The 26,027-nt window shown below is 66.8% G+C and carries 27 protein-coding genes; 18 read left to right on the plus strand and 9 right to left on the minus strand.

Annotation, left to right across the window (positions count from 1 at the left end; translation table 11 throughout):
* Positions 1 to 129 precede the first annotated feature (129 nt).
* The 3 genes from ACOZBP_RS11310 (at position 130) to lpxC (ending at position 6,386) form a co-directional block, all read left to right on the plus strand.
* A complete protein-coding gene (locus ACOZBP_RS11310; protein WP_422676538.1) occupies positions 130 to 3,468 on the plus strand; it encodes a TonB-dependent receptor domain-containing protein in 3,339 nt (1,112 codons plus the stop codon).
* Between the two features lie 259 nt (positions 3,469 to 3,727).
* Complete coding sequence (gene ftsZ, locus ACOZBP_RS11315) at positions 3,728 to 5,299, plus strand: cell division protein FtsZ (protein WP_422676539.1); 1,572 nt, start codon at positions 3,728 to 3,730, stop codon at positions 5,297 to 5,299.
* Positions 5,300 to 5,486: 187 nt separating this feature from the next.
* Positions 5,487 to 6,386 (plus strand): UDP-3-O-acyl-N-acetylglucosamine deacetylase, encoded by a 900-nt coding sequence (gene lpxC / locus ACOZBP_RS11320; protein WP_422676540.1) that lies wholly within the window; start codon positions 5,487 to 5,489, stop codon positions 6,384 to 6,386.
* Between the two features lies 1 nt (position 6,387).
* On the opposite strand, the gene pgeF is transcribed toward lpxC, so the two are convergent.
* Genes pgeF through lgt form a run of 4 tightly spaced genes read right to left on the minus strand, consistent with a single transcriptional unit; the run spans position 6,388 to position 9,386 of the window.
* Entirely contained in the window at positions 6,388 to 7,158 is a 771-nt protein-coding gene (gene pgeF, locus ACOZBP_RS11325; RefSeq protein WP_422676541.1) for a peptidoglycan editing factor PgeF, read from the minus strand.
* Positions 7,155 to 7,400, minus strand: coding sequence for a helix-hairpin-helix domain-containing protein (locus tag ACOZBP_RS11330; protein ID WP_422676542.1), 246 nt, complete (start codon positions 7,398 to 7,400; stop codon positions 7,155 to 7,157). Before ACOZBP_RS11330 ends, pgeF begins: the two co-directional genes overlap by 4 nt.
* Positions 7,401 to 7,433: 33 nt before the next feature.
* Positions 7,434 to 8,507 carry a class I SAM-dependent methyltransferase gene (locus ACOZBP_RS11335; protein ID WP_422676543.1) on the minus strand — a complete coding sequence of 358 codons (1,074 nt, stop codon included), beginning with the start codon at positions 8,505 to 8,507 and terminating at the stop codon, positions 7,434 to 7,436.
* Between the two features lie 6 nt (positions 8,508 to 8,513).
* On the minus strand, positions 8,514 to 9,386 hold the full coding sequence (gene lgt / locus ACOZBP_RS11340) for a prolipoprotein diacylglyceryl transferase (RefSeq protein ID WP_422676544.1): 873 nt from the start codon (positions 9,384 to 9,386) through the stop codon (positions 8,514 to 8,516).
* A 173-nt stretch (positions 9,387 to 9,559) separates the two neighbouring features.
* Here lgt and ACOZBP_RS11345 point away from each other — a divergent pair, with 173 nt between their 5' ends.
* The 3 genes from ACOZBP_RS11345 (at position 9,560) to ACOZBP_RS11355 (ending at position 11,236) form a co-directional block, all read left to right on the plus strand.
* Complete coding sequence (locus tag ACOZBP_RS11345) at positions 9,560 to 9,847, plus strand: accessory factor UbiK family protein (protein WP_422676545.1); 288 nt, start codon at positions 9,560 to 9,562, stop codon at positions 9,845 to 9,847.
* 76 nt (positions 9,848 to 9,923) lie between these two features.
* Positions 9,924 to 10,427, plus strand: a complete 504-nt coding sequence (locus ACOZBP_RS11350) for a YbjN domain-containing protein (protein ID WP_105563919.1) — start codon at positions 9,924 to 9,926, stop codon at positions 10,425 to 10,427.
* Positions 10,427 to 11,236: a pyrroline-5-carboxylate reductase family protein gene (locus ACOZBP_RS11355; protein WP_422676546.1), complete on the plus strand. Its 810-nt coding sequence runs from the start codon at positions 10,427 to 10,429 to the stop codon at positions 11,234 to 11,236. Before ACOZBP_RS11350 ends, ACOZBP_RS11355 begins: the two co-directional genes overlap by 1 nt.
* 18 nt (positions 11,237 to 11,254) lie before the next feature.
* On the opposite strand, the gene ACOZBP_RS11360 is transcribed toward ACOZBP_RS11355, so the two are convergent.
* From ACOZBP_RS11360 to ACOZBP_RS11370, 3 genes are all read right to left on the minus strand, one after another.
* Positions 11,255 to 11,746, minus strand: a complete 492-nt coding sequence (locus ACOZBP_RS11360) for a hypothetical protein (RefSeq protein WP_422676547.1) — start codon at positions 11,744 to 11,746, stop codon at positions 11,255 to 11,257.
* An 85-nt stretch (positions 11,747 to 11,831) separates the two neighbouring features.
* The gene (locus tag ACOZBP_RS11365) at positions 11,832 to 13,175 is read right to left on the minus strand and encodes an ATP-binding protein (RefSeq protein WP_422676548.1); all 1,344 of its coding nucleotides are present in this window, start codon (positions 13,173 to 13,175) and stop codon (positions 11,832 to 11,834) included.
* A 7-nt stretch (positions 13,176 to 13,182) separates the two neighbouring features.
* Entirely contained in the window at positions 13,183 to 13,914 is a 732-nt protein-coding gene (locus ACOZBP_RS11370) for a response regulator (RefSeq protein WP_422676549.1), read from the minus strand.
* A gap of 88 nt (positions 13,915 to 14,002) precedes the next feature.
* Here ACOZBP_RS11370 and ACOZBP_RS11375 point away from each other — a divergent pair, with 88 nt between their 5' ends.
* Entirely contained in the window at positions 14,003 to 14,881 is an 879-nt protein-coding gene (locus tag ACOZBP_RS11375; RefSeq protein ID WP_422676550.1) for a branched-chain amino acid aminotransferase, read from the plus strand.
* A gap of 49 nt (positions 14,882 to 14,930) precedes the next feature.
* Here the strand turns inward: ACOZBP_RS11375 and ACOZBP_RS11380 are convergent, their stop codons facing one another.
* Complete coding sequence (locus tag ACOZBP_RS11380) at positions 14,931 to 15,854, minus strand: DUF4349 domain-containing protein (RefSeq protein ID WP_422676551.1); 924 nt, start codon at positions 15,852 to 15,854, stop codon at positions 14,931 to 14,933.
* Between the two features lie 187 nt (positions 15,855 to 16,041).
* Between ACOZBP_RS11380 and ACOZBP_RS11385 the strand changes: the two genes are divergently transcribed.
* The 3 genes from ACOZBP_RS11385 to ACOZBP_RS11395 are packed head-to-tail and all read left to right on the plus strand — an operon-like array spanning position 16,042 to position 18,279.
* On the plus strand, positions 16,042 to 17,316 hold the full coding sequence (locus tag ACOZBP_RS11385; protein ID WP_422676552.1) for a NupC/NupG family nucleoside CNT transporter: 1,275 nt from the start codon (positions 16,042 to 16,044) through the stop codon (positions 17,314 to 17,316).
* Positions 17,317 to 17,348: 32 nt separating this feature from the next.
* Positions 17,349 to 17,966, plus strand: coding sequence for a glutathione S-transferase family protein (locus ACOZBP_RS11390; protein WP_422676553.1), 618 nt, complete (start codon positions 17,349 to 17,351; stop codon positions 17,964 to 17,966).
* A gap of 40 nt (positions 17,967 to 18,006) precedes the next feature.
* Positions 18,007 to 18,279: a hypothetical protein gene (locus ACOZBP_RS11395; RefSeq protein WP_422676554.1), complete on the plus strand. Its 273-nt coding sequence runs from the start codon at positions 18,007 to 18,009 to the stop codon at positions 18,277 to 18,279.
* Between the two features lie 5 nt (positions 18,280 to 18,284).
* Here ACOZBP_RS11395 and ACOZBP_RS11400 read toward each other — a convergent pair whose 3' ends face one another.
* Positions 18,285 to 18,719, minus strand: a complete 435-nt coding sequence (locus tag ACOZBP_RS11400; protein WP_422676555.1) for a PaaI family thioesterase — start codon at positions 18,717 to 18,719, stop codon at positions 18,285 to 18,287.
* 47 nt (positions 18,720 to 18,766) lie between these two features.
* On the opposite strand from ACOZBP_RS11400, the gene ACOZBP_RS11405 reads away from it, so the two are divergent.
* The 8 genes from ACOZBP_RS11405 to fliN all read left to right on the plus strand — a co-directional run bounded on the left by ACOZBP_RS11405 (position 18,767) and on the right by fliN (position 26,018).
* On the plus strand, positions 18,767 to 19,087 hold the full coding sequence (locus tag ACOZBP_RS11405) for a DUF3253 domain-containing protein (RefSeq protein ID WP_422676556.1): 321 nt from the start codon (positions 18,767 to 18,769) through the stop codon (positions 19,085 to 19,087).
* Positions 19,071 to 19,688, plus strand: a complete 618-nt coding sequence (locus ACOZBP_RS11410; protein ID WP_422676557.1) for a uracil-DNA glycosylase family protein — start codon at positions 19,071 to 19,073, stop codon at positions 19,686 to 19,688. The genes ACOZBP_RS11405 and ACOZBP_RS11410 overlap by 17 nt, the downstream gene beginning before the upstream one ends.
* A gap of 83 nt (positions 19,689 to 19,771) precedes the next feature.
* Complete coding sequence (locus ACOZBP_RS11415; RefSeq protein WP_422676558.1) at positions 19,772 to 20,857, plus strand: alpha/beta fold hydrolase; 1,086 nt, start codon at positions 19,772 to 19,774, stop codon at positions 20,855 to 20,857.
* 107 nt (positions 20,858 to 20,964) lie between these two features.
* Complete coding sequence (locus ACOZBP_RS11420) at positions 20,965 to 22,062, plus strand: Glu/Leu/Phe/Val family dehydrogenase (protein ID WP_422676559.1); 1,098 nt, start codon at positions 20,965 to 20,967, stop codon at positions 22,060 to 22,062.
* A gap of 294 nt (positions 22,063 to 22,356) precedes the next feature.
* A complete protein-coding gene (gene fliF, locus ACOZBP_RS11425; protein WP_422676560.1) occupies positions 22,357 to 23,994 on the plus strand; it encodes a flagellar basal-body MS-ring/collar protein FliF in 1,638 nt (545 codons plus the stop codon).
* Entirely contained in the window at positions 23,994 to 25,028 is a 1,035-nt protein-coding gene (gene fliG, locus ACOZBP_RS11430) for a flagellar motor switch protein FliG (protein WP_422676561.1), read from the plus strand. The genes fliF and fliG overlap by 1 nt, the downstream gene beginning before the upstream one ends.
* Position 25,029: 1 nt before the next feature.
* The gene (locus ACOZBP_RS11435) at positions 25,030 to 25,686 is read left to right on the plus strand and encodes a flagellar assembly protein FlbE (RefSeq protein ID WP_422676562.1); all 657 of its coding nucleotides are present in this window, start codon (positions 25,030 to 25,032) and stop codon (positions 25,684 to 25,686) included.
* A complete protein-coding gene (gene fliN / locus ACOZBP_RS11440) occupies positions 25,686 to 26,018 on the plus strand; it encodes a flagellar motor switch protein FliN (protein WP_422676563.1) in 333 nt (110 codons plus the stop codon). The genes ACOZBP_RS11435 and fliN overlap by 1 nt, the downstream gene beginning before the upstream one ends.
* The last annotated feature ends 9 nt before the right edge of the window (positions 26,019 to 26,027 follow it).

The raw sequence follows: 26,027 nt of genomic DNA on the forward strand, positions 1-26,027 counted from the left end.
GTGATGGCCTGATTTGGGTCACAAACCTTGTTCGCTGGGCGTTTTCGATTAGACGGGACCACCTGACATACGGGTCGCCTCAAGCGATTCCGCTGTGCTGTAGTTCAAACCAGGTTGGGGCCCCTCCACATGCACTTGAAGCGCAACTATCTTTTCGGGACGACGATCCTCGCCGGCGTCATCGCCGTTTCGGCTCCGGCCTTCGCCCAGACGACGTCGGCCGCTGAAAACGATCAGGCTACGCAGGTCGAAGAAGTCGTCGTCACCGGCTCGCGTATCCGCCGCGACCCGACCTCGTCGCCCACGCCGCTGATCCAGGTCGCGCGTGAAACGCTGCTTTCGACGGGTTCGGCGACGGTCATCGACTATCTGGCGACGATCCCGGCCCTGTCGAACTCGGTCGTGCCTTCGGATACGACGGGCTCCGGTCTGAACGACGGCGGCCTGTCGGTCGCCAACCTGCGCGCGCTGGGCACCGGTCGCACCCTGACCCTCGTCGACGGCCGCCGTCACGTGGGTTCGATCGGCGGTTCGCTGGGCGTCGATGTCGACACCATCCCGCGCCTGCTGATCGAGAACATCGAAATCATCACCGGCGGCGCATCTTCGGTTTACGGCGCCGACGCTGTCTCGGGTGTGCTGAACTTCAAGCTGCGAACCGACTACGAAGGCCTCGAGATCGACGCCAACTACGCGATGATCAACGAAGACGGCCAATCCGCCAAGCGGATCTCGGTGCTGGCCGGCAAGAACCTCTTCGACGACCGTTTGAACGTCTATGCTCACCTCGAGTACGAAGAGCAGGACGAAGTCCAGAGCCTGGACATCGACTGGCTCCGCCGCGCACCGGTGCTGTTTGGCGTTGACGCTGACCCGACCGCCATCGCCAACGGCCCGAACGTCGATGGTCGTATCGACAACCTGATCTTCACCGGCACGGTCCGCCTGGATCGCCCCCGGTGGAGCCAGATGACCCTGGCCAACGCCCAGCAGCCCAGCGCGCTGAATAATCCCAACGTCCCGCAAGCGAACTGCACGGCCTTCAACGCCGCCAACTGCTACTCGGTCGATCCCGCCAAGACCTGGTGGTTCGAAGGCACCACGGCGCGTCTGGCCAACTTCGGCAACCGCATCGGCAACACGGGCTCCAACCGTCCGTACAACATCGGCGGCGACGGCGAGAGCGCTGCACGCTTCTCGACCGACAGCCGTCTGCCGCGTTCGGAATCGTTCCGCTATCAGGTCGGCGCCAACTACAAGATCACGGATGAGATCTCGGCCTACGTCGAAGGCAAGTACATCGATGAGTACACCTACGACATCAGCCAGCCGATCTTCTACGACATCAATTTCAGCGACGCCGCCATCTCGGCCGGTCGTCACGTCCAGATCACCGGCAGCTCCACCGCCAACATGCGCTGGTCGGACAACGCCTTCATCCCGGCTAATCTGAAAGCCGCTATCTTGACCAACACGGTCACCAACTACGGTGCGCCGACCCTGAACGCCCCGGGCGCCGCTCTGGCGCCTACCGCTGCCCCGTGGGCCCGCCTGTCGGGCTTTGGCAACGATCGTTATCAGGAAAACCAGCGCGACCTGCAACGCTACGTGGTGGCCTTCAAGGGTGACCACGGCCAGCTGGGCTTCATCAAGAACTTCGGTTGGGATGCGTCCTACACCTACGGCCGTATGGATAACGAAAACCGTGAGAATGCGGTTGACGCCGAGCGCTTCTACTTCGGCGCCGACTCCGTCATCGACACGGCGGGCGTTCTCGGCACGGCTGGCGCCACGGTCTGCCGCGCCAAGCTGCTCGACGCTCAAGGCGTTCGTCTGGCCGACCCGGTTCGCGGCGGCGCAGTTCAGGACAGCGCTGCCGGTCGCGCTGCCATCAACGAATGCGTGCCGTACAACATCTTCGGCAAGGGCAACCAAAGCGCCGCTGGCGACGAGTACGTCGAGGCCTTCGTGACCATCAAACAGGTCAACGAACAGCATGATGCCATCGCCGCTGTTTCGGGGCAGCTGTGGGACTTCTGGGGCGCTGGCGCCATCGGCCTGGCCCTGGGCGCCGAATACCGCAAGGAGTACACCTCGGCCGAAGGCCGCAGCCGTTCATTCGGCGATCGCTTCCTGTTCTCCAACAGCAGCGCTGACTTCCCGGGCACGTCCTACGAGTCCAAGGAAGTGTTCACCGAAGTTTCGATCCCGCTGTTCCGCGACAACTTCCTGGGTGAATACTCGGAGCTGAGCGCCAGCTATCGTTACTCGGACTACTCGACCGTTGGCGGTCAGGAAGTCTATGGCGTGAACTTCATCTATCGTCCGATCCAGGACATCTCGTTCAAGACCAGCTACAATAACTCGATCCGCGTCCCGACGCTGGCGGAGCAGTTCTCGCCCTTCGGCCAGACCTTCGTCGACGTTATGGACCCCTGCACCACCGCGCGGATCACGGCTGCCAGCCTTGCGGCTGACATCCGGGCCAACCGGATCGCCAACTGTACCGCTCTGGCTACGGCCAAGGGTCTGAGCTACGACTTCGGCGGCACGACGGCCACGCCGGACGACGACTACATCCCGGTCTATACCTCGACGACCGCGGGCGTGAACGGCGGCAACATCAACCTGCAGCCGGAAGAGTCGACCTCCTTCACCTTCTCGACGGTGTTCCAGCCGCGCTTCATTCCGAACTTCAGCGCGGTTCTGGACTACTATGAGATCCAGATCGACAACGTCATCCAGTCGGTGGGGGCTGCGACGGCGGCCGCCAACTGCGTGAGCGGCGCGACGCTGAACCAGTCGGCCTGCTCCACCATCTTCCGCAACAACACGGCGATCGCTAACCCGCTCACCGCGCAAGATCGTTCGGAAGCCTTCAAGGTGGGTGACCCGATCACGCAGATCGGCTTCATTCAGGGGTCGATCAACTACGCCAAGCGGACCGTCCGCGGTCTGGACTTCACGGCTCGCTACGCCTTCGACACCGAAGAGATGCTGGGCAAAAACTGGGGTCGCTTCGACTACTCGATCAACGGTTCGTGGCTGATTGAACAGAAGCAGTTCAACAACCTGGAACAGCCGGGTGAGTTCACCGAGTTCGCCAGCACCGCGCAGGTCGGCGGTTCGTTCCCGCGGGTTCGCTTCAGCTCGACGCTGGCCTGGGAACCGAACGATGCCTGGCGCGTGTCCTGGGTCGCTGACTGGCAGGCGTCGCAAGACATCATCCAGTACCGCGACTTCATCTCCAACATCGACTCGCGTCCGGTCGAATACCTGCGCACCGGCAACTTCGTCCGCAACGACCTGCTGGTTCGCTGGAATGTTCGTGACGACCTGACCCTGCGGGCCGGCGTGACCAACATCTTCGACGCCGAACAGGCGCCGTGGCTGGGCACGACCCTCTACTCGAACTTCGACCCCTACGGTCGTCGCTTCAACATCGGCCTGAACTACCGTCCCTGGTAAGTTCGGTTCGATCCGGAACGGAAAGGGCGGCTCGCAAGAGCCGCCCTTTTTGCCATCTGAGCGCCGAAGCCGAAAAAATGAGGAAAATCTGCGGCCAAGCTGGGGAAGCGGGCTTCCAAATCCGCCGACTCATATTACCGAAGTAACTCTTCGTTAACGCAGACAGGGTTTTGCTTAACGCGCTCATAACCAATGCGATTCGGCGGGGATTTCGCATTGGGGTTAACGGGCAGGGTCGGTAAGGTTCGGAACAACAATCATGTCTCTCTCGCTGGTGAAGCCGCAACACACGGAACTCAAGCCCCGGATCGTCGTCTTCGGCGTCGGCGGCGCGGGCGGAAACGCCGTGAACAACATGATCGACGCCGGCCTTGAAGGGGTCGAGTTCGTCGTCGCCAACACCGACGCCCAGCACCTCAGCTTCGCCAAGACCGACCGCCGCATCCAGCTGGGCGAGACCATCACCCAGGGGCTCGGCGCCGGCGCCCACCCCGAAGTCGGCATGAACGCCGCCGAGGAGAGCGCTGACGAGATCCACGCGCACCTGGAAGGCGCGCATATGGTCTTCATTACCTGCGGCATGGGCGGCGGCACCGGCACCGGTGCGGCCCCCGTCATCGCCAAGTGCGCGCGCGACCGCGGCATCCTGACCGTCGGCGTCGTCACCAAGCCCTTCACCTTCGAGGGCCGTCACCGCATGCGTCTGGCGGACTCGGGCGTCGCCGAGCTGCAACGCTACGTCGACACCCTGATCGTCATTCCGAACCAGAACCTGTTCCGCGTCGCCAACGAGCGCACGACCTTCGCCGACGCCTTCGGCATGGCCGACCAGGTGCTGCACTCGGGCGTCCGCTCGATCACCGACCTGATGATCCTGCCGGGCCTGATCAACCTCGACTTCGCCGACGTTCGCGCCGTCATGTCCGAAATGGGCAAGGCTATGATGGGCACGGGCGAGGCCACGGGCGACGACCGCGCCCTGCTGGCGGCCCAGAACGCCATCGCCAACCCGCTGCTGGACGAAACCAGCCTCAAGGGCGCCAAGGCCGTGCTGGTCAACATCACCGGCGGTCTGGACATGACCCTGCTGGAAGTCGATGAGGCCGCCAACGCCATCGCCGCCGAAGTGGACGGCGACGCCAACATCATCTTCGGCGCCGCCTTCGACCCGGCCCTGGACGGCAAGATCCGCGTCTCGGTCGTCGCCACCGGCATGGACGAGGCCGTCATCCAGAAGATCGAGCCCCAGGGTTCGGCCTTCTCGGACCGTCGCCCCACCACCATGGCGCCGCGTCAGCCCGAAGTCCGCATCGACCCGGTTCGTGAACCGATCCGCGCGCCTGAGCCCGCTCCGGTCTATGAGGCCCCGGCCGCCCGCGCCGCGCCCGAGCCGCGTCCGGAGCCGGTGATCCACGACGCGCCCCGTAATCTGGAGCCGATCGTCGATCCCTGGGTCGAGGAGTATGAATCCGGCGCCGTTCGCGCCCAGCCGGCCGCCGCCGCCTCGCAAGGCGACCTCTATATCGACCGTGGTCAGCCGCAACAGCCGCCGCAAGCCCGTCCGGCCCCGCGCCGCGAAGAAGCTCCGGTCGCTGAAGAAGAATACTACGACGACCGCGATCACCGTCGCAGCGGCTGGAGCCTGTTCGGCAAGAAGCGCCAGCAGCCGCAACAGCAGCAACCGTCCTACGCGCCGCAGCCGTCGTCGAACCGCACGACCCAGCAACTGCGCCAGACGCAGGCGACCCAGCCGACCCAGGATTTCCAGGCGGGTCACGCCGAAGACGACGACCTCGAAATCCCGTCCTTTCTTCGCCGCCTCGCGAACTGATCGGAAGAGACACTGATTGAAACGCCCCGGAGCTTGGCTCCGGGGCGTTTTCGTTGTTGCCGGCTGTCACCGGACCGAAACATTTCGAAACCCATCTTTCATTTCGCGCTTGAGCGCTCGTGGTTAAACGACAGGTGAGGCGAACTCCGCACGACTAAGCGGAGCCGCGCAACACAGAGAGTTTCCATTGTCGGTCCGTAACGACCATCACGAACAGACCATCATCGCCCCGGCCATCTGCGCCGGCGTGGGGGTCCACACCGGCCAGCGCGTCAAGCTGGTCGTGCGTCCCGCTGCGCCCGGCACGGGCATCGTCTTCGTGCGCACCGACATCACGGACCGCGACAACCGCATTCCCGTCTCGGGCGAGGCCGTCATCGACGCTCGTCTGAACACCATGATCGAGAACGCGGCGGGCGTGCGCCTGTCGACCATCGAACACCTGATGGCCGCCCTGTGTGCGCTGGGCGTCTCCAACGCCGTGATCGAGGTCGACGGCCCCGAACTGCCGATCCTGGACGGTTCGGCGCTGCAGTTCGTGCAACTGCTGGATCGCGCCGGTTTCCGCCGTCAGGAAGCCCCGGTCCGCTACATCGAAATCCTGAAGCCTATCCGGGTGGAGGAGGGCGACAAGTCCGCCGTGCTGCTGCCCTGCGATCGCTACGAGATGCGCTTCGAGATCGACTTCCCAACGCCGGTCATCGGCAATCAGGTGGTGGATTTCGTGGTGGACGAGGCGACTTTCCGCTCGGACATCATGGCCGCCCGCACCTTCGGCTTCGCCCATGAGGTCGAGGCCCTGCGTCAGGCCGGTCTGGCCCGCGGCGGTTCGCTGGAAAACGCCGTGGTCATCGACGGGGACGAGATCCTGAACCCCGGCGGCCTGCGCATGGAACGCGAGTTCGTGCGCCACAAGGCTCTGGACGCCATCGGCGACCTCTACGTCCTCGGCGCGCCCCTGCTGGGCCGCTACGAGGGCGTCAAGGCGGGCCACGCCCTGAACAACAAGCTGGTTCGCGCCCTGCTGGCCCAGCCCCACGCCTGGCGCGAAACGACCCGCGTCTTCGACATGGCGATGGCGAGCTGAATCAGCCCAGGCTGATCGTAGAGATCAACCGCCCGAAATCCGGCTCTCCCGCCAGAAACGCCCGCCGGTTGGAGTAGAATCTCGCGGCGTCCGCGCGCGTGTCGTCGCCGGTCCAGGCGGCGTCGCCGACCCCGGACTGCTCCAACCGCCACAGGACGAAGCCCGGCAGGTCGAACAGGCGTTTGTCCTCGGCCGCGCCGGGGGCGAAGAAGCGTTCGCTGCCGGGGTCGTGGTGGGCGAAGCGCTCCTGATAGTCGGCGCCGACCTCATAGGAGGCTTGCGCGATGCAGGGGCCGACCACGGCGACCATGCGCTCGGGCCGGGCGCCCAGGGCCTGCATCGCCGCGACGGTCGAGTGGATGATTCCCCCCAGCGCCCCCTTCCAGCCGGCATGGGCCGCGCCCACCACGCCGGCCTCGGCGTCGGCGAACAGGACGGGCGCGCAGTCGGCGGTCAGGACGGAGGCGACGGGGCCGCGCACGGCGCTGACCACGGCGTCGCCCTCGGGCCGCTCGCCCGCCCAGCCGGCTTCGGCCACGCGGGTTACGGCGGAGTGGATCTGATAGCAGCCGCACAGGTCCTCCCGTCCGCCGCCCATCCATTCGGCGACGCGGCGACGGTTCTCGGCCACCAGCGCCGGATCGTCCTTGGAGCCGACGCCGGCGTTCAGCCCGGCGTAGAGGCCTTCGGACACGCCGCCTTCGCGGGTGAAGAAGCCGTGGCGCACCCCGGCCTTGTCGAGCAGGGGATGGGTGATGGGGTTCAGGCTCATGCGGCCTCCAGCGACGAACGGGCGGCGGCGACGGCGGCTTCTACGGCCTTGCGCGCCTGGGGGCTGTTCTTCCAGCAGGTCGAGCCGACACTGGCGGCGGCGCCGGCGCAGACGACGACCGGATCGGCCTGGGCCAGGCGTTCAAAGCCGCCCAGCCCCTGTTCCTCCAGCCGCGCGACCACCTTGGGGCCGACGCCTTTCACGGCCAGTAGAATGTCCCGTTCCCGGTCGGAAAAACGCATCGTCACACTCCCTGCGGAAACAGGCCGCAGTTCTCAGAAACCCGGCAGGGCCAGCGAACGGGGCGAGAAGATCGCCGCCGCCTTGAACAGGTCGCCCATCTGATCCGGCGCGGTCAGGCGGTCCAGCTGGCGCTGGATGACCGGGGCGGCGTCGGGGCGGGTCTGCATCAACTTCTGGGCGCGGGCTTCGATCCCCAGCGCCTTGAGGAAGGCGCTCTGGCTGACGCAGCCGGTCACGTCGGCGCCGCTGCGCACAGCGCCCTCCAGCACCAGGGGAAAATCGGCCCATTGCGTCAGGTCGGCCTCGCCCGGCGTCGATAAGGGATCGACCTTCTGGTGCCGTCGCAGACCCTGCAAGGTGTCGCCTGCGCCTGGCTTGCCGCGGCCATAGTCTATCAGCAGGGCCGCGCCTGACGCCGCCTTGACCAGCGCAGCCAGATCGCGCGCGAAGGCCGCCTGTTGCTCCGAAATCTCGACCACCTGACCGGGCTCGACCTCGTATTCCGGGCGCGCGAAGCCGCCGGAAATGGCCACCAGGCCAAAGGTCAGGTCGTCAGCGTCGGTGACGCCGACGCGGCGCTCGGCCCAGCCGCCCTCGGTCTTCATGAACTGGCGCGCAGGCATGCAGTCCAGCACCTCGTTGCCGATCAGGATGACAGGGGCGTCGGTCTCGATCTGATGCAGGGCGCTGAGCCAGCGGGGGTGGACGTCCGAGTCGGCCAGCCGCCGCGCCTGTTCGGCCCGCAAGGGCGCGCTGGGTTCGATCAGGATCAGGTCCACGGCCTCCAGGAAGCCGGGAACCAGCCGCGCAGCCCGCAGGGCGTCCGAGATCAGCGTCCCGTCGCCCGGCCCGACCTCGACCAGCCGCACCCGCTCGGGCGCGCCCAGACGGCTCCAGACCTCGATGGCCCACAGGCCGATCAGTTCGCCGAACATCTGGCTGACCAGGGGGGCGGTGATGAAGTCGCCGCCTTCTCCCAGCGCGGGGCGCGTCGAATAATACCCGCCCCTGGGGTCGTGAAGGCAGCGGGTGACATAGTCCGCCACCGTCATCGGCCCAGTCAGCACGATCTCGCGGACCAGCCGGTCCTTGAGCGTCTCCGCCATGATGCCTTACGCCTCCGCGACGACCGGCTTCTTGAACGCCCGCCAGATCAGCCATGCGCCGGCCAGCATCATCGGGATGGACAGGATCATGCCCATGGTCAGACCCAGCGGCAGGTTCTCCAGCCCGGCGTCCGGCTGGCGCACGTTCTCCAGCGCGGCGCGACAGACGCCGTAGCCCAGAAGGAACAGGCCGGTGACGAAGCCCGGACGCTTCAGCATCTTCCACTTCCAGATGGCCAGCGACAGGATGATCAGCAGCAGCAGGCCCTCGAGGCCGGCCTCATACAGCTGGCTGGGGTGGCGTGGTTCGTTGCCGGCGGGGCAGAAGCCGTACATCTGTTCGATGCGGGCGTTGCAGAAGCGGATGGCCCAGGGGACTGTCGTTTCACGCCCCCACAGCTCGCCGTTGATGAAGTTGGCGATGCGGCCGAAGAAGAGGCCCAGCGGTGCGACGGGGGCGATCAGGTCGCCCAGGCTGAGCGGATTGATCTTCTGACGGTTGGCGTACAGCAGCAGGGCTGCGACAACGCCGAGGAAGCCTCCGTGGAAGCTCATGCCGCCGGTCCACAATTGCAGCAGCTCCAGCCGCTCGCCCCAGCCGTCGCCCGTGAACAACTGGGCGAACATGGCCGGCTTGTAGAAGAGGGCGTAGCCGAAGCGGCCGCCCAGAATGACCCCGAGCGTGATCCACAGCACCAGGTCGTCCAGTTGGGGTCCGGTCACCGGGGACTTGCCGCCGACCCAGAGCCGCTCCGTCTTGGCCAGACGCGAGGCGTACCACCAGCCCAGCACGATCCCGGCGACATAGGCCAGGGCGTACCAGCGGATGGGCAGGGGGCCCAATTGGATGAGGACAGGGTCGAATTCTGGGAAGGGCACAGGGCCTCCTTCAGCGCCATTTGGTACCCGGATCGTCTAGCAAGCGAGACTGCATTCGTCGCGCGCTTTTCCAGCGAAGCAGTTTATAGCCGGTTCGGACGGAAAGGTTTCGTTCACCCAATTTACGACGCCATTAACCATATACTGGTGTGGCCGAGACGAGAGATTTCATCATGCAGACGCGCAATCCGATCCTCGACGAGTTCGCCAAGCTGACCACCGGCGCCATGGGCCTGGCTCAGGCCGCAGGTGACGAGGCCAAGGCCGCCTGGCGCGCCCAGACCGACCGCTTCGTCGCCGAGATGGATCTGGTCCGCCGCGACGAGTTCGACGTGCTGAAAGACGAGATCGCCGTCCTGCGCGCCGAGATCGCCGAGCTTAAGGCTCAGAAATCGCCTGCGAAAAAGGCAGCTGCGGGAACGTCCACAGGCACGACGCCTGATGTGAATTCGGCCGGTTGAGCCGAATCTCCGAACACGTTTACCGTTCGTTTGCAGGTCGTGAGTCGCGGCCCCCGAGTAAGAATGTGAACCCCTGATGGATGCAGCCCGACCCGAAGAGGTCGACGTTCCCTACGACCCCCTGGATGTCGTGGAGCATGTCCTCAACGCGGAGAACCTGCCGTTCGACCGCACGGACGACGGCGACCTCGCCTTCGCCCTGGCCGGCGACTGGAAGGACTATGAGCTGTGGTTCGCCTGGCGCCCCGAGGGCGACTGCCTTCAGCTGTGCTGCGCCCTGGATCTGCGGGTCATGAAGACGCGTCGCGCCGCCGCCTACGAACTGGTGGCGATGATCAACCAACGCACCTGGCTGGGTCACTTCGAGGTCTGGCCGGACGAGGGCGAGATCGTCTTCCGTCATTCTCTGGCCCTGCCGCACAGCGAACGCCCGACCCTTGCCCAGGCGGCGTCCATGATCGACGCCGCCATCGAGGCTGCGGACCGCTACTACCCCGCCTTCGACTTCATGGTGCGCGGCTCCAAGAAGGCGCAGGAAGCCATCGACGCCTGCCTGTTCGAAACCGTCGGCACCGCCTGATGACCAAAGGCGGGAAGATGGGGCCGGTCGTCCTGCAAGGCGTAGGGCGGCTGGGCTCGGCCATCCTGGAAGGTTGGCTGAAGACCGGCGCCGTCGACCCGGCCGACCTCATCATCCTGACCCCGTCCGAGAAGCCCGCCGCCGAGACGGCGCGCACCCTGGGCGCGCGGGTCAATCCGCCGCTGGAAGCTCTGGCCGACGCCCGCGCCTTCGTCATCGGCGTCAAGCCAGCCAAATGGTTCGAGGCCTCGCGCCCGGTCCTGCCGCATCTGGCCCCCGACGCCGTCATCGTCTCGGTCATGGCCGGCGTGAGGGGCGAAACGATTTCGGCAGGCTTCGACGGCCGTTCCGTCGTCCGCATCATGCCGACGACCGGCGTGGCCCACGCCCAGGGCGTGGCGACCATCTGGTCCGCCGACGCCGCCGCCCGCGCCGTGGGCGAAGCCCTGTTCGCGCCCATCGCCGAGACCGTCCATCTGGATGACGAACCGACCATGCACGCCGCGACCGCCGTGTCCGGCTGCGGTCCCGCCTACTTCTTCGCCTTCACCCGCGCCCTGGCCCAGGCCGGGATAGCGGAGGGCCTGTCGCCCGACGCCGCCGTGCGGCTGGCCCGCGCCACCCTGCGGTCCGCTGCAGCGGGCGTGGAGGGAACTGAGACGCTGGACGCCCTGATCGACCGCGTGGCCTCGCCCGGCGGCGTGACCCAGGCGGGCCTTGTGGCCCTGAACGCAAACGGCGCCCTCGACCGGGCGGTCGAGAGCGCCGTTCAGGCGGCTGTGGCCAAGTCCACCGCGCTTGGCGGCTGATCCTCAGCGCCCCATTCTTCAGCGCTTGACGTAGCGGCCCTCGGCCAGGTTGCGGGCCAACCGGTCGTAGGCCGTGCGGGCGTCCTGCCAGGTGCTGTAGCCGCGCACGTCAGCCAGATTGGTGGAGTAGTAGTCGTATTTGACGGGTTGGGTTCCGCCCGCAGCGGTCGTGACCGTGCCTTCGATGGCGGCCCCGCCGATGGATATGCTGCGCATGGCGTCCAGGCCGGGCTTGTCGGAAAGCTGCTGCATGGTCGGCCGGTTGGGCTTCAGATCGGTAATCGTCAGCTCGATACGGGCGCCGTCCAAGGCATCACGCTGAGTCAGAACGCGGGTGACCGTGGCGGTCAGGTCGTCAATCTGTTGCTGAACGTCCCGCTGGCCCAGTTCTTCGGCGGTCTTGGCGAAGTCGGGGCTGACGGTGACGACGACGGCGGAGGGTTGGGCTGAGACAGCGCTCGCCAGGGCGAGGGCGGCCGTCACAGGCGCGATAAATGCGAATGGACGCATGATAGGGTCTCCTGATCCAGGCCCCCCTGGAACGAGTGCAAGATGGCGTCGTTCCAGCGGCAAAGCTAGGGGGTGCGGCGCCAGGTCATCCCGGCAGACGGATCGACGCCTTCAATCCGCCCAGGTCGCTGCGGCTCAGGGTGATGTCGCCGCCGTGGCCGCGCGCCACGTCGCGGGCGATGGCCAGGCCCAGGCCGACGCCCTTGCTGTTCTGGTTGCGCGAGGCGTCGAGCCGGGAAAAGGGGCGGAAAGCCTCCTCGTGCATGTCCTCGGGAATGCCCGGACCATCATCCTCGACGGCGATCTCAATGCCGCCGGAGGGCAGGGGGCGGGCGGACAGCCGCACATGCTCGCCATGGACGGCGGCGTTGCCGGCCAGGTTGTTCAGCGCCCGGCGGAAGGCGAGGGGGCGAAGCTGGGCGTCCATTTCGTCGGGCGTTTCGACCGTGACCTCGGCGCCGGCGCGTCGGGCGTCCTCCGCAGCGCGGCTCAGCATTTCAGGGACGGAGACGGCCTGGATCGCCTCGCCCGCCTCGCCGCGCGCAAAGGCCAGATACTCGTCGATCATGTGTTCCATCTCGTCCAGATCCCCCTTCATGGCCTCGGCCCGCTTGAAGGGCGGGGCCAGGGCCAGTTCGAGGCGCAGACGGGTCAGGGGCGTGCGCAGGTCGTGGCTGACCGAGGCCAGCAGGGCGGTGCGCTGTTCGATATGCCGTTGGATGCGGGCGCGCATGTCAAGGAAGGCGGAGGCTGCGGCCCGGACTTCTCGCGCGCCATGGGGCTTGAAGCGCGGCACGCTTTCGCCCCGGCCAAAGGCTTCGGCGGCGTCGGCCAGACGTTCGATGGCGCGCACCTGGTTGCGGATGAACAGCACGGCCACCCCCAACAACAGGACGGTGGCGATCATCAACCACAGGACGAAGATGTGGGCCTGTGTCGCCACGGCGCGTTCACGCGGGGCGATGATGCGCAGCACGCCGTTCGGCTCCTGCACCCGGATATCGACATAGGCAGGATAGCGGGTGGTGTCGAACCAGAAGGGTTGGTCCAGGCGTGACGCAAGAGCCTTCTCCATGGCGCGATCGACCACGCCGATGGCGCCGCGTCGCTGCTCCTTGGGCAGGCTGGCGCCATCCTGGAAGGCCACAGACAACTGCATCGATCGCTCGGCCCGGTCAGCGATGACGCTCAGATTCTGCGGGGTCGGTTGGTCGCGATAGCTTTCGGCGGCCCAGGCCACGTCTCCGGCCAGGCCTTCCGACAGTCGGGCGGTCACGGCCTGCCAGTGGGCGTCGAAGAAGGCCCAGGTCACCGCGCCCTGCATGATCAGCACCGGCAGGACGATGATCAGCAGAGACCGACCCCAGAGCGAGGTCGGCAGTCGGCGCTTGATCATCCGCGCCCAGAGGGGAAGGGGCAGGAGCCGCATCTTCGGCTCAGTCCGGCGCCAACATGTAGCCGATCCCGCGCACGGTCTGGAGATAGCGCGGATTCTTGGGGTCGGCCTCCAGCTTGCGGCGTAGACGCGTCACCTGCACGTCCACGGCGCGGCCGGTGATGTCGGCGGTGTCGGGCGACAGGTTCATGCGTTCGACCGGCGAATGGGCGTGGATCGCCAGGGTCTTGAGCAACTGCGCCTCGGCCTCGGTCAGGCGTTGCAGCGTCCCGTCGCGGGTCAGTTCCAGCCGCTCCATGTCGAACACCGCGGGTCCCATGCGGATCTCGCGCGGGGTCATCGGCTTGCCGCCGGTGCGGCGCAGGATGGCCTCGATCCGTAGCGCCAGTTCGCGAGGATCGAACGGCTTCGACATATAGTCGTCGGCGCCCCGCGACAGACCCTCGATGCGGTCGTCGGGATCCCCCTTGGCGGTCAGCAGCAGGACGGGTGTCTTGGACAGGGCCGCCTGGCTGCGAATCCAGGTGGTCAGGTCGAACCCGCTCTCGCCCGGCATCATGACGTCCAGCACGATCAGGTCGAACTCGATCAATTCGACCAGACGGCGCGCCGCGCCCGCATGGGCGGCGCCGGTGACGCGATAGCCTTCACGCGCCAGGAACTCTTTCAGCAGTTCGCGGATTCTGTCGTCGTCGTCGACGACCAGCAGGTGGCGGCCGGCGCCGGCTGCAGCAATGGGGCCGGAGCGGCCGTTCGAGCGCGTATCAGTCATGCTTTAGGCGATCCTGCCGAACGCAAGGCGTTGACGGCGGCGGGAGAGAAGAGTGTAACCGGACCACATCCCCGGGAGACGTTATTCAATGGCCTTCGTTCCTTTCGACGATCGTGACGGCTGGATCTGGTTTGACGGCGCGTTCGTGCCCTGGCGGGACGCGAAAACGCACGTTTTGACCCATGGCCTTCACTACGGCTCGTCGGTCTTCGAGGGTGAGCGTATGTACGGCGGCGAAATCTTCAAGCTGACGGCGCACAGCCAACGGCTGAAGCGCTCGGCCGAGCTGCTGGACTTCGACATTCCCTACAGCGTGGCCGAGATCGACGCCGCCTGCAAGGAAACCTGTGAAAAGAACGGCCTGACGGACTGCTACATTCGTCCGGTCGCCTATCTGGGCGCTGAGCAGCTCAGCGTCTCCTCGCTGAACAGCAAGGTCCACCTGGCCATCGCCGCCTGGGAATGGCCCAGCTATTTCGACCCCGAGGTCAAGAAGAAGGGCATCCGTCTGGAGTGGGCCAAGTGGCGCCGCCCCGACCCGGCCACCGCCCCGTCGACGGCCAAGGCCGGCGGTCTCTACATGATCTGCACCATGTCCAAGACGGCGGCCGAGAAGCGCGGCTACGCCGACGCCATGATGCTGGACTGGCGCGGCTATGTCGCCGAGGCGACCGGCGCCAACGTCTTCTTCGTCCAGAACGGCGTCATGCACACCCCACGCGTCGATCACATCCTGGACGGCATCACGCGTCAGACCATCATCGAAATGGCCCAGGCCCGGGGCGTCGAGGTCGTGGTCCGCGACATCCTGCCGGAAGAACTGGCCAACTTCTCGGAATGCTTCCTCACCGGCTCGGCCGCCGAGGTCACCCCGGTCAGCGAGATCGGCGACAACCGCTTCACGCCCGGCGAGCTGTCGCTCAGCCTGATGGACGACTACGGCAAGCTGGTTCGCGGCCAGTTGTAAGACTGACAGCCTTTCCTCCCCATGGCATGGGGCGGAAAGAAAACTGCGATCAGGCGGAGGGATCACCCTCCGCCTTTTTCGTGCGCGCAGCCTCCGCCGCCTTGCGGGTGCGTGCATTTCTGCGCCAGCGCCACAGCAGCCAGACCAGCGGCGCCCCGACCAGCAGGACCGGCAGGACGCTGGCGAGGAAGAGGATCAGCACCCCCAGCGAGGACATGAAGGCGTAGGAGGCCGAGTTCAGCGCATCCACGACCGGCCGCGCCGCGCTGTCGGGCGCCAGTTGACCGGCCGCGCTATAGGTCACGTCCAGCCGCGAGGTCTGCACCCGGGTCCGCATGACCGCCAGGGCCGAGCGCGTCGCGTCCAGCTCGCCCTGCACCCGCGCCAGTTCACGCTCGACCTGCAACAGTTGCTCCAGCGGGCCGCTGCGCGTGGCCAGAAGCTGCTGCAACCGGTCGCGCAGCGTCTCCATCGCCCGCATCCGCGCCTCGGTGTCGACCAGTTGCCGGGTCAGGTCTTCGCTCTCGACGGCCTGTTGCGCCACGCGCCCGCCCGCGCCCCGAACTTCGCCGTCCAGCGCCGCGCGGAAACGGGCGACGTAGGCGGGCGTCGCTCGCATCTCGAGGCGGGCCTCAACGGAATCACGGCCGACGCGGCTGGAGTTCGAGCCGATCACCTGACAGGCGGATGCGCCAGCGGCGATGCAGGCCTGTTCGTGCCGGGCCATCATCGTCGGCGCAGCCTCGGCCGGAAGCTCCAGCCCGAAACGATAGGCGTAGGCGATGCTGGGCGCGACGACGGGCGTGGCGGCGTTGGTCGCCGCCGTTGGCGCCGATGCCGCCGTATCGGCTGGCGGCGCCGGTTCCATCAGGGCCACATCCACCGACTCGTCGGCGTATTGACGGGAGGCCTCCTGGCATCCCGCGAGCAGGACACCCGCCGCCGCCGCCGCCCAGATCAGTCCCTTGCCCATCCGACCTCTCCCCATCAATGACGTAACGGTGATTGGCCGCCCGCATAACGGCAAAGTTTAGGCTGAGCCGAGGCCGCAGCGCGGCAGGACGCCGCATGCGCTCTTGACCAGCAGGCTCAGGGTAGCGTTCAAGCAGATTTCAAGGACGGTGCTCAGCCGTCGGCTGGTCGCGGAGCCGCCTTTCCCCATGTTCAGCCTTCTGAACCTCCAGAGCCTGTTCGGCCTGATTGTCATCGTCGCCGTCTGCTGGGGCCTGTCCGAGAACCGCAAGGTCTTTCCCTGGCGTCTGGCCATCGGCGCTGTCGCAGTGCAGGCGGCCCTGGTTCTGGCGACCTTCGCCATTCCCGGTTCGCAGGTGGTGCTGGACGGCATCAACAATGCGGTGAAGGGGCTGGAACTGGCCACGGAAGAGGGGACCAAGTTCGTCTTCGGCTATCTGGCCGGCGGGGCCCAGCCCTACGCCGTGGCCAATGAAGGCGCCCTGTTCACCTTCGCCTTCAAGGTCCTGCCGCTGATCCTGGTGATCTCGGCCCTGTCGGCCCTGCTGTGGCACTGGAAGATCCTGAAGTGGATCACGCTCGGCTTCGGCTTCCTGTTCCAGCGCACCATGGGTCTGGGCGGCGCCTCGGCCCTGGCGGTCGCGGCCAACGTCTTCCTGGGCATGATCGAAAGCCCCATCGTCATTCGCGCCTATCTGGACAAGCTGACCCGGTCGGAGCTGTTCCTGATGATGGTGGTCGGCCTGGCCACCGTCGCCGGCTCGACCATGGTGGCCTATGCGACCATTCTCGGTCCGGTCCTGACCAATGCGGCGGGCCACGTCCTGGTCGCCTCCATCGTCTCGGCGCCCGCCGGCGTCCTGCTGGCCCGCGTCATCATCCCGGAAAAGCCGGGCGAGGGCGGAGCGGTCGCCGACTACAACTCGGCGCTGAAGTACGACAGCTCGATCGACGCCATCGTCAAGGGCACGTCGGACGGCCTGATGGTGGTGCTGAACATCTCGGCCGTGCTGATCGTCTTCGTCGCCCTGGTCGCCCTGGCCAACGTCATGCTGGGCGGCTTCTGGATCGGCGGCGAGGCCTTGAGCGTCGAGCGCATCCTGGGCGTGGTCTTCTCGCCCGTCGCCTGGCTGATCGGGGTGGAATGGGCCGACGCGCACACGGCCGGATGGCTGCTGGGCGTCAAGCTGACCCTGACCGAGTTCGTCGCCTTTATCCGGCTGGGCGAGGTTCCCGCTGGCGACATGAGCGAGCGCACACGGATGCTGATGACCTACGCCCTGTGCGGCTTCGCCAACATCGGCTCGGTCGGCATCACGGTCACCGGCCTGTCGGTGCTTATGCCCGAGCGCCGCGAAGAGGTTCTGGGTCTGGTGTGGAAGGCCCTGTTCGCGGGCTTCCTGGCCACCCTGATGACCGCCTGCATCGTCGGGGCCATGCCGGCCTCGGTGTTCGGCCAGTAAAGCGTCTTCCGGAAACAGAGGGGTATCGTCAGATGAAGCTCTACACCTCGCATCGCGCGCCCAATCCGCGCCGGGTCCGCTGGGTCATGGCCGAGAAGGGCGTCGACAACGTCGACTTCGTCGAGATCGACCTGCTGTCCGGTCAGCACCGCACGGCGGACTATCGCGCCAAGGTCGGCGTGCCCCACGTTCCGGCGCTGGAACTGGATGACGGGACCTGCATCTCGGAATCCATCGCCATCTGCCGCTATCTGGAGGCGCTGAACCCGGAGCCGAACCTGTTCGGCCACGATGCGAAGGAACAGGCGCTGATCGAGATGTGGACCCGCCGCTGCGAGATCTACCTGGCCAATCCGATGATGCTGAACGTCCGCTTCAGCCACCCGGCCCTCGCTGCGCTGGAAGCGCCCCAGCCTCAGGTCGCCGAATACAGCCGCGTCGGCGCCGAGAAGTTCATGCGCCTGCTGGACCGTCAGTTGGCCGAGCACGAATTCATCGCCGCCGACCGCTTCACCATCGCCGACATCGTCGCCGCGGTCGGGCTCGACTTCGCCCGACTGGTCAAATACCGCCCGCCGGAAGAGTTTACCCATCTGGCCCGGTGGATGGACGACTGCCGCGCCCGCCCGGCGGCCAAGGCTGGCGTCTAAGCGCTTTTCGGGCGCTGTTCGTCATGCCAAGCTGTGCGGCATGAACAGAGCGCTCACGATCACCCTCGTCCTTGGTCTCGCCGCATCGGCCGCCGCCTGTACGGAAAGCCGACGCGCGCGCAACGACGCCACCTTCAGCGACCGCCCGGCGGACATCACCTGCTGGACCTATGGCGTCGAGACCTTCAAAGGCCGCTCGACCGGCAAGGTCGAGTACAACGACGGCGGCCGCATCGCCTTCGTGGACGCCGCCAACGGTCGCTACACCACGGTGGATGGCGAATGCCGCGTGGTCTATTCGCCTTCGAAGTAGCGGCGTCAGTCTCGCGGCGTGAACTTCCGGATCACGCCCGAGAAGGTCATCAGCAGACGCTCGCCTGTGTTGATCTGGCCGCGCACGAAGATCAGGCTCTTGCCCGCCTTGGTGACCTGGCCGGTCGCCTCGATCAGTTCGCCGACATAGGCTCCGTCGATGAAGGTGGAATCCAGTTGCACCGTCACGCCCGACGCCCCCTCCATCTCCTGATAGGCGATCTGGAACATGGCGATGTCGGCGAAGGTCATCAGGCAGCCGCCATGCATCCGATGCCCGGCGTTCATGTGCTTCTGCTCGGCGCGGAAGGCGCAGCGCATATGGCCGTCGGGGTCCAGCTTGCCGTAGAAGGGACCGACCACCACGTCGAAGGTGTCGTGCAGGTCATAGGTCTGCCAGCCGGCGAACTCGCCTTCGGTGACTGTGATTTTCGCGACCATGCCGATTACGCCTTCTTTCCGATCTTGCGGTGCAGCATATAGACCCGATGAGCGATCCAATCGAAGCGGCCATTTTCGAAAAACTGGCCAAGGCCGACCCCAAGAGCGTCGGCGGCAAGAGTATTGAACCTTCGGAAGTGGCCAAGGAGCTGCAGCCCGAGCAGTGGCAGCGGATGCTGCCCAAGGTTCGCGCCACGGCCCTGGGCCTGATGCGTCAGGGCAGGCTGACCATCACCAAGAAGGGCAAGGCGGTCGATCCGAACGCCTTCAAGGGCGTGATCCGTCTGCGGCTCCCGACTGAAGCCGAGACGGCGGCGGCTCTGGCGGCCCTGCCGCCGGTCGAAAAATCGGATGACGATTTCGACTGAACCGGACACCGGCCCCGAGTCGGGCCTGGACGACGTCCTCGCCGACATCCGCGCCTGCCGGGCCTGCCTGGGGCAACTGCCCCACACGCCGCGCCCGGTGGTCATGGTCGCGCCCCAGACGCGCCTGCTGATCTGCGGCCAGGCGCCGGGGCGGCGGGTGCATGAAAGCGGTCTGCCCTTCACTGATCCATCCGGCGTGCGTCTTCGTGACTGGATGGGCGTGGATGAAGCGACCTTCTACGGCGATCCGCGCCTGGGCGTCGCCGCCCAGGCCTTCTGCTTTCCCGGCACCAATCCGAAAGGCGGCGACTATCCCCCGCCGCGCCGATGCGCCGAGCTGTGGCGGCCCCGACTGCTGGCCGAACTGCCCAAGGTCGAGCTGACCCTGTTGGTCGGCGGCTATGCCCAGGTCTGGGCCCTGGGCGACCGCGCCCGCTCCAACATGACCGAAACCGTCCGCGCCTGGCGTGACTACGCGCCCGCCATACTGCCCCTGCCGCACCCGTCATGGCGCAATACGGCCTGGCTGCGGAAAAATCCGTGGTTCGAGGCCGAGGTTCTGCCCTACCTTCGCCAGAGGACAGCGGAGATTTTGGCGTGACATCACATTCCCGCTCATCCCGGCGGACGCCGGGATCCAGTGCTTTGGGTCTCATCAAGCCGGGTAGGGGTCTGATCGCATCCTTGTCGGCCAAGCTTGCGCGTGCGGCCAAAGGACTGGGCCCCGGCGTCCGCCGGGGTGAGCGGGCATTCGGGGCGGCGCTTTTCGCGCTCGCCGTGTCCGCCTGCGCCACGCCGCATCTGCAAGGGCCGGAAACACCGCCCATCGGTTTCACTGGCCCCCGCATCGAGGCCGGGACCCTGGGACGCGGCGCCTTCGTGGTGCAGGACGGCGCCCGACTGCCCTATCTGCGCTGGAGCCCTGAGAACGGCCAGAAACCCTGGGCCGTCATCGTCGCCCTGCACGGTTTCAACGACCACTATTCCTCCTTCCGGCTGGCCGGGCCGTGGTGGGCGACGCGCGGCATCGAGACCTGGGCCTATGATCAGCGCGGCTTCGGCCTGTCGCCCCATCGTGGCGAGTTCGCGCCCGAGACCCTGACCAGCGCCGATCTGCGCACCATCGTCGCCCTGGTCCGTGCCGAGCGGCCTGACGCCCTGATCGTGGTGGCGGGCGAGAGCATGGGCGGGTCCTCGACCATCGCCGCCTTTGGAGGCGAGGCTGCACCCGACGCCGACCGTGTCATCCTGCTGGCCCCCGGCGTCTGGGGCTGGTCCAGCCAGAGTCCGTTCAACCGGGCCGGGTTGTGGGCGGCCGCGCGACTGATGGGCGACCGGGCCGTTGAACCCCCTGCCTTCGCCGTTCGCAATATTCGCGCTTCGGACAATACGCTTGAGCTGATCCGCAATGGACGGGACCCTGGCAGCATCATCTCCACCCGGTTCGACGCCATGAACGGCCTGGTCGATCTGATGGAGGCGGCCTCCATCCGTCTGGGCGCGATCGAGAAGCAGACATTGCTGTTGTACGGCGCGCACGATCAGATCGTGCGCAAGGGCCCCATGCGACTGGCGCTGGAACGGGCGGGCGAGCGGCCCAACCTGCGGACGGCCTGGTATCCCAACGGGTGGCATATCCTCAACCGCGACCTGCAGGGCGAGGTCATCTATCGCGACATCGAGGCCTGGCTGCGCGACGCGGCGGCGCCTCTGCCGTCCGGCGCCGCGCCCGTGCTGCCAGTGCTGCAAGCCGATCCCAAGGCGCGCTGATCCGCCCAACCCGACCCTTTTCCTGACGCGAAACCGTCATGCTTGCCGTTTAGGCGGACGCGGCGTATCTCCTCGCGCAATAAAAAATACCCCAGGAAAGGCCTGTCATGGGCAAGACGCTGTTTGATTCCCCCTCTTTCGCGAACCATGAAGGCGTCCACGCCTTCCATGATGAGAAAACCGGCCTGAAAGCTATCGTCGCGGTTCACTCCACGGCACGCGGCCCCGCTGTCGGCGGCACCCGCATGTGGAACTACGCCTCCTCCGCCGAAGCGCTGGAAGACGTGCTGCGCCTGTCCAAGGGCATGAGCTACAAGAACGCCGTCGCGGATCTGGAAATGGGCGGCGGCAAGTCGGTCATCATCGGCGACAGCCGCACCCAGAAATCGCCGGAGCTGTTCCGCGCCTTCGGTCGCGCCCTGAACGGCCTGGGCGGCGCCTATTACGCCGCTGAAGACGTCGGCGTCTCGGTCGAGGACATCGCCGAAGCCCGCAAGGCGACCGAATACGTCCTGGGCCTGAAGGACGGCCCGGAAGCCTCGGGCGACCCCAGCCCCGTCACCGCCGAGGGCGTCTATCGCTCGACCCTGGCCGTCGCCCGCCGCCTGTGGAACCAGGACGACCTGACCGGCCTGACCATCGCCATGCAGGGCGTCGGCCATGTCGGCGGCTATCTGGCCGACAAGCTGCACAAGGCCGGCGCCAAGCTGATCATGACCGACGTCAACACCGCCGTCCTGGCCGAGGTCGCCGCCCGCACGGGCGCCGAGATCGTGGCCCCGGACGCCATCTATGACGTCAAGGCCGACATCTACGCCCCCTGCGCCCTGGGCGCGACGCTGAACCTGCAAACCCTGGATCGACTGACGGTCAAGGCTGTGGTGGGCGCCGCCAACAACCAGCTCGCCACCCCCGACATCGGCCAGATCCTGTTCGAACGCGGCGTGCTCTACGCCCCCGACTACGTCGTCAACGGCGGCGGCATCATCAACGTCGCCTCGGAAATGAACGCCCGCCAGACCGGCGGCGCCTACGACCCGTCGTGGGTTGAAGGCAAGCTGTCGCGCCTGATGGAGACCTTCGAGGAAATCCTCGAGCGTTCGGTCTCCGAGAACAAGCCGACCCACCTGATCGCCGACGCCATCGCCGAAGCCCGCATCAACGCGGCGGCGGACCAGAAGGCGGAGCTGCTGAAGGCGGCCTGACTGTCTTCCTTCTCCCCTTGAGGGAGAAGGTGGGCGCCGCAGGCGCTCGGATGAGGGGTGTGAGCATTGCCGTTTCCGGCAGGGCCGCACCCTTTTTCGTGTCCGATTGTCATCGGTCGCGCCGCCACCCCTCATCCGTCTCGCTGCGCAAGCCGCCTTCTCCCTCAAGGGGAGAAGGGTTTGGGGCGGATTCCTTCAATCTTTAACGCATCTTAACGCGGCGTTTACCATCCACGCGGCACTTTCTGCCTAGCGGGGCGGTGTGGTCCTCCCGCCAGTATGGGGCGGGGACGCGTGGGCGGCTTCACGGCGGCGTTGCAGAAGTTCGGGATCGGTCGTCTGGCCGCAGTGCTTGGCGTCGCCGCCGGCGTCGCGGCCGTGCTGGTCGCTGTCATGCTGCGTGTGGGCCAGGCGCCCGACGCGCTGCTCTATTCCAATCTCGACCTGCGCGAAGCGTCCGAGATCAGCGCCGCCCTGGACCAGGCGGGCATCAAGTATTCGTCCAAGGGCGACGGCTCGACCATCTTCGTCAGCCGCGACGAGGTCGGCACGGCGCGCCTGATGCTGGCGGGCAAGGGGCTCGTGACCTCGGGCAGCGTCGGTTACGAGATCTTCGACAACCAGTCGGTGCTGGGTCAGACCGAGTTCCAGCAGAACCTCAACGAGCAGCGCGCCCTGCAGGGCGAGCTGTCGCGCACCATCATGTCGATGCGCGGCATCACTTCGGCCCGCGTCCACATCACCATGCCGCGCCGGGAAATGTTCCAGGCCGCCGCCATCGATCCGACCGCCGCCGTGGTCGTCGGCGTCGGCGGGCGCGACCTCAGCGCCGATCAGGTCCGCGCCATCCGCAACGTCGTCGCCTCGTCCGTGCCCAACCTGAAGCCCGACAAGGTCACGGTGACGGATCAGTCCAACCGCACCCTGGCCGCCGGGTCCGAGGACAGCGGCTTCACCTCGGCCAACGCCGAGGCCGCCAAGGCCACGACCGAGGCCCAGCTTCAGACCCGCATCCAGGATATCGTCGAGGGCGTCGTCGGCGCCGGCGCGGCCCGTGTCCAGGTGACCGCCGACATCGACCACAGCCGCTCGACCACCCAGGAGCAGAGGTTCGATCCGGACGGCCAGGTGGTTCGCTCGACCTCGACCAACGGCTCGCAGTCCCAGGACACGACGGGTCAGGCCGACGGCGGCGTCACCGCCACCAACAACATTCCCGGCGGCGCAGCCCCGAACGCCACCCCGGTCGGGTCGACCAACTCGGAAAACACCGAGACGACCAACTACGAGATCTCCAACACCACCACGACGACGGTGAAGGAGCCGGGCGAGGTCAAGAAGCTGTCGGTCTCGGTCGCCGTGGACGGCAAGTACACGCCCGCCGCCAACGGTCAGGGCGAGCCGACCTACGCCCCGCGCACGGCCGAGGAAGTCCAGCAGATCAAGACCCTGGTCGCCGCCGCCGTCGGCATCGACGAGACGCGCGGCGACAAGATCGAGGTGATCAATGTCCGCTTCAACCGCGAGCCCTCGGCGGCGCCGGGCGCGGAAGAAGGGTCGTCGCTGTTCAACTTCGACAAGAACGACATCATGCGTGGGGTCGAGCTTCTGGTCCTGCTGATCACGGGCCTGCTGTTGATCTTCTTCGTTGTCCGCCCCCTGCTGAAGACGGCTTCCGGCGGCGCTGGGACGCCCGCCCTGATCGGGGCCAACGGCATGCCTGTGACCCCTCTGGACACTCAGCTGGTCGGCGGCGTCCTGCCGGGCTCCCCGCCCATGCTGGCCGGTCCCAGCGAGATGGATCAGCGCCTCGACATCGCCCGCATCGAGGGACAGGTGAAGGCTTCCTCGATCAAGAAGGTGGCCGATTTCGTCGACACCCACCCGGAGGAATCCACCGCCATCCTCCGCTCCTGGGTGCATGAAAGCTAATGACCCGTCTGGTGAGCAAGAAGGGGCCGGTCGACGACATCCGCAAGCTGACGGGGCCTGAACGGGCGGCCGTCGTCCTGCTGTCGCTGGGCGAAGAGCACACCATCCTGTGGCAGCAGCTCGACGAGGAGGAGATCAAGGAGGTCTCCCAGGCCATGGCAGGCCTCGGGACGGTGGCGGCCTCGGTGGTCGAGGAGGTTCTGGTCGAGTTCGTTTCAGGCATCGGCGGCGCCGGCGCCCTGATGGGCAGCTACGAACAGACCCAGCGCCTGCTGGCTTCCTTCATGCCGGGCGAGCGCGTCGACGCCCTGATGGAGGAAATCCGCGGTCCCGCCGGCCGGACCATGTGGGACAAGCTCGGCAATGTGAACGAGGCCGTTCTCGCCAACTATCTGAAGAACGAATACCCCCAGACGGTCGCGGTGGTCCTGTCCAAGGTCAAGCCTGACCATGCCTCGCGCGTGTTGACGGCCCTGCCAGAGGACTTCGCCCTGGAATGCGTCCAGCGCATGCTGCGCATGGAGCCGGTGCAGCGCGACATCCTCGACAAGATCGAACAGACCCTACGGACCGAGTTCATGTCCAACCTGGCGCGCACGTCCAAGCGCGACAGCCATGAATTGATGGCCGACATCTTCAACAGCTTCGACCGTCAGACCGAGGCCCGCTTCATCGGCGCCCTGGAGGAACGCAGCCGCGACTCGGCCGAGCGCATCCGTTCGCTGATGTTCGTGTTCGAGGATCTGTCCAAGCTGGACCCCGGCGGCGTCCAGACCCTGCTGCGCGCGGTCGAGAAGGACCAACTGGGCCTGGCGCTGAAGGGCGCCTCGGACGCTCTTCGCGAAATGTTCTTCTCCAACATGTCCGAGCGTGCGTCGAAGATCATGCGCGAGGACATGGAGTCGATGGGGCCGGTGCGCCTCAAGGACGTCGACGCCGCCCAGATGACCATGGTCCAGGTGGCCAAGGATCTCGCCGCGCGCGGCGACATCATGCTGGCCGGCCAGAGCGGCGACGACGAGTTGATCTACTGACATGACCGGCATCCTCTCCACCGCACGCCCCTTCATCTTCGACACCGAGTTCGACGCGGCCGGCGATGTCGTGCGCCCCTCGACCTGGCAGCCGACCAAGCGCAGCTTCGCCCCCGCCGAAGTCGACGCCCTGGTGGCCCAGGCGCGGCTGGAGGCCCGCCAGCAGGCTCTGGCCGAGGTCGAGGCTCTGCGCGCCGACGCCCTGTCGGCCCTGGCCCAGTCGGTCGCCCATGCGGCGGGCGCGCTCAGCACGGTCGCCGAGGCCCACCGGCGACAGTCGGCGGAACTGTCGGTCGCCGCCGCTCGGGTTCTGGCATCCGCCGCTTTCGACCGCTTCCCGCGTCGCCCGCTGGAGGCCGCCATCGAGGCCCTGGGCCAGGAGGTCGACGCCTCGCCCCGTCTGCTGGTCCGCGCCTCAGGGCTTGATGAGGCGACCCGCGCCCACATTGAGGCCTTGTGCGCCGACGCCGGCTTCAGCGGCCTGATCGCCTTCCGCGAGGACGCCGGCGCCCCCGCCGCCGCCTTCACCCTGGAATGGGCCGACGGCCGCGCCGAGTTTGATCCCGAGGGCGTCGCCGCCCGCGTTTCCGCCGCGCTGGAGGCCGCGCTTGCGGCCGAGGCCGGCCATGCTGAACCCCTCGACCGGAGCGCCTTCTGATGGCCATTGACGATCTCGCCCTGGAAGAGTTTGGCGACTCCACCGCTCTGAACGTAGCCGACGAGGGCGGCGACAAGTCCGCCGCCGACCTGGCCACCGTCTTTGACGTGCCGGTCAACATCTCGGCCGTGCTGGGCAAGGCGCACATGTCGGTGGCGCAACTGCTGAAGCTGAACCGCGGCTCTGTGCTGGAGCTGGACCGCAAGGTCGGCGAGGCCATCGACATCTTCGTCAACAACCGTCTGGTCGCCCGTGGGGAGGTCGTCGTCGTCGAGGATCGCCTGGGCGTGACTATGACGGAAATCATCAAGACCGAGGACTCGGGCGCCTGATTGGCCGCC

Source organism: Brevundimonas sp. NPDC058933, from assembly GCF_049315965.1.
In the GTDB taxonomy this organism is placed as follows: domain Bacteria; phylum Pseudomonadota; class Alphaproteobacteria; order Caulobacterales; family Caulobacteraceae; genus Brevundimonas.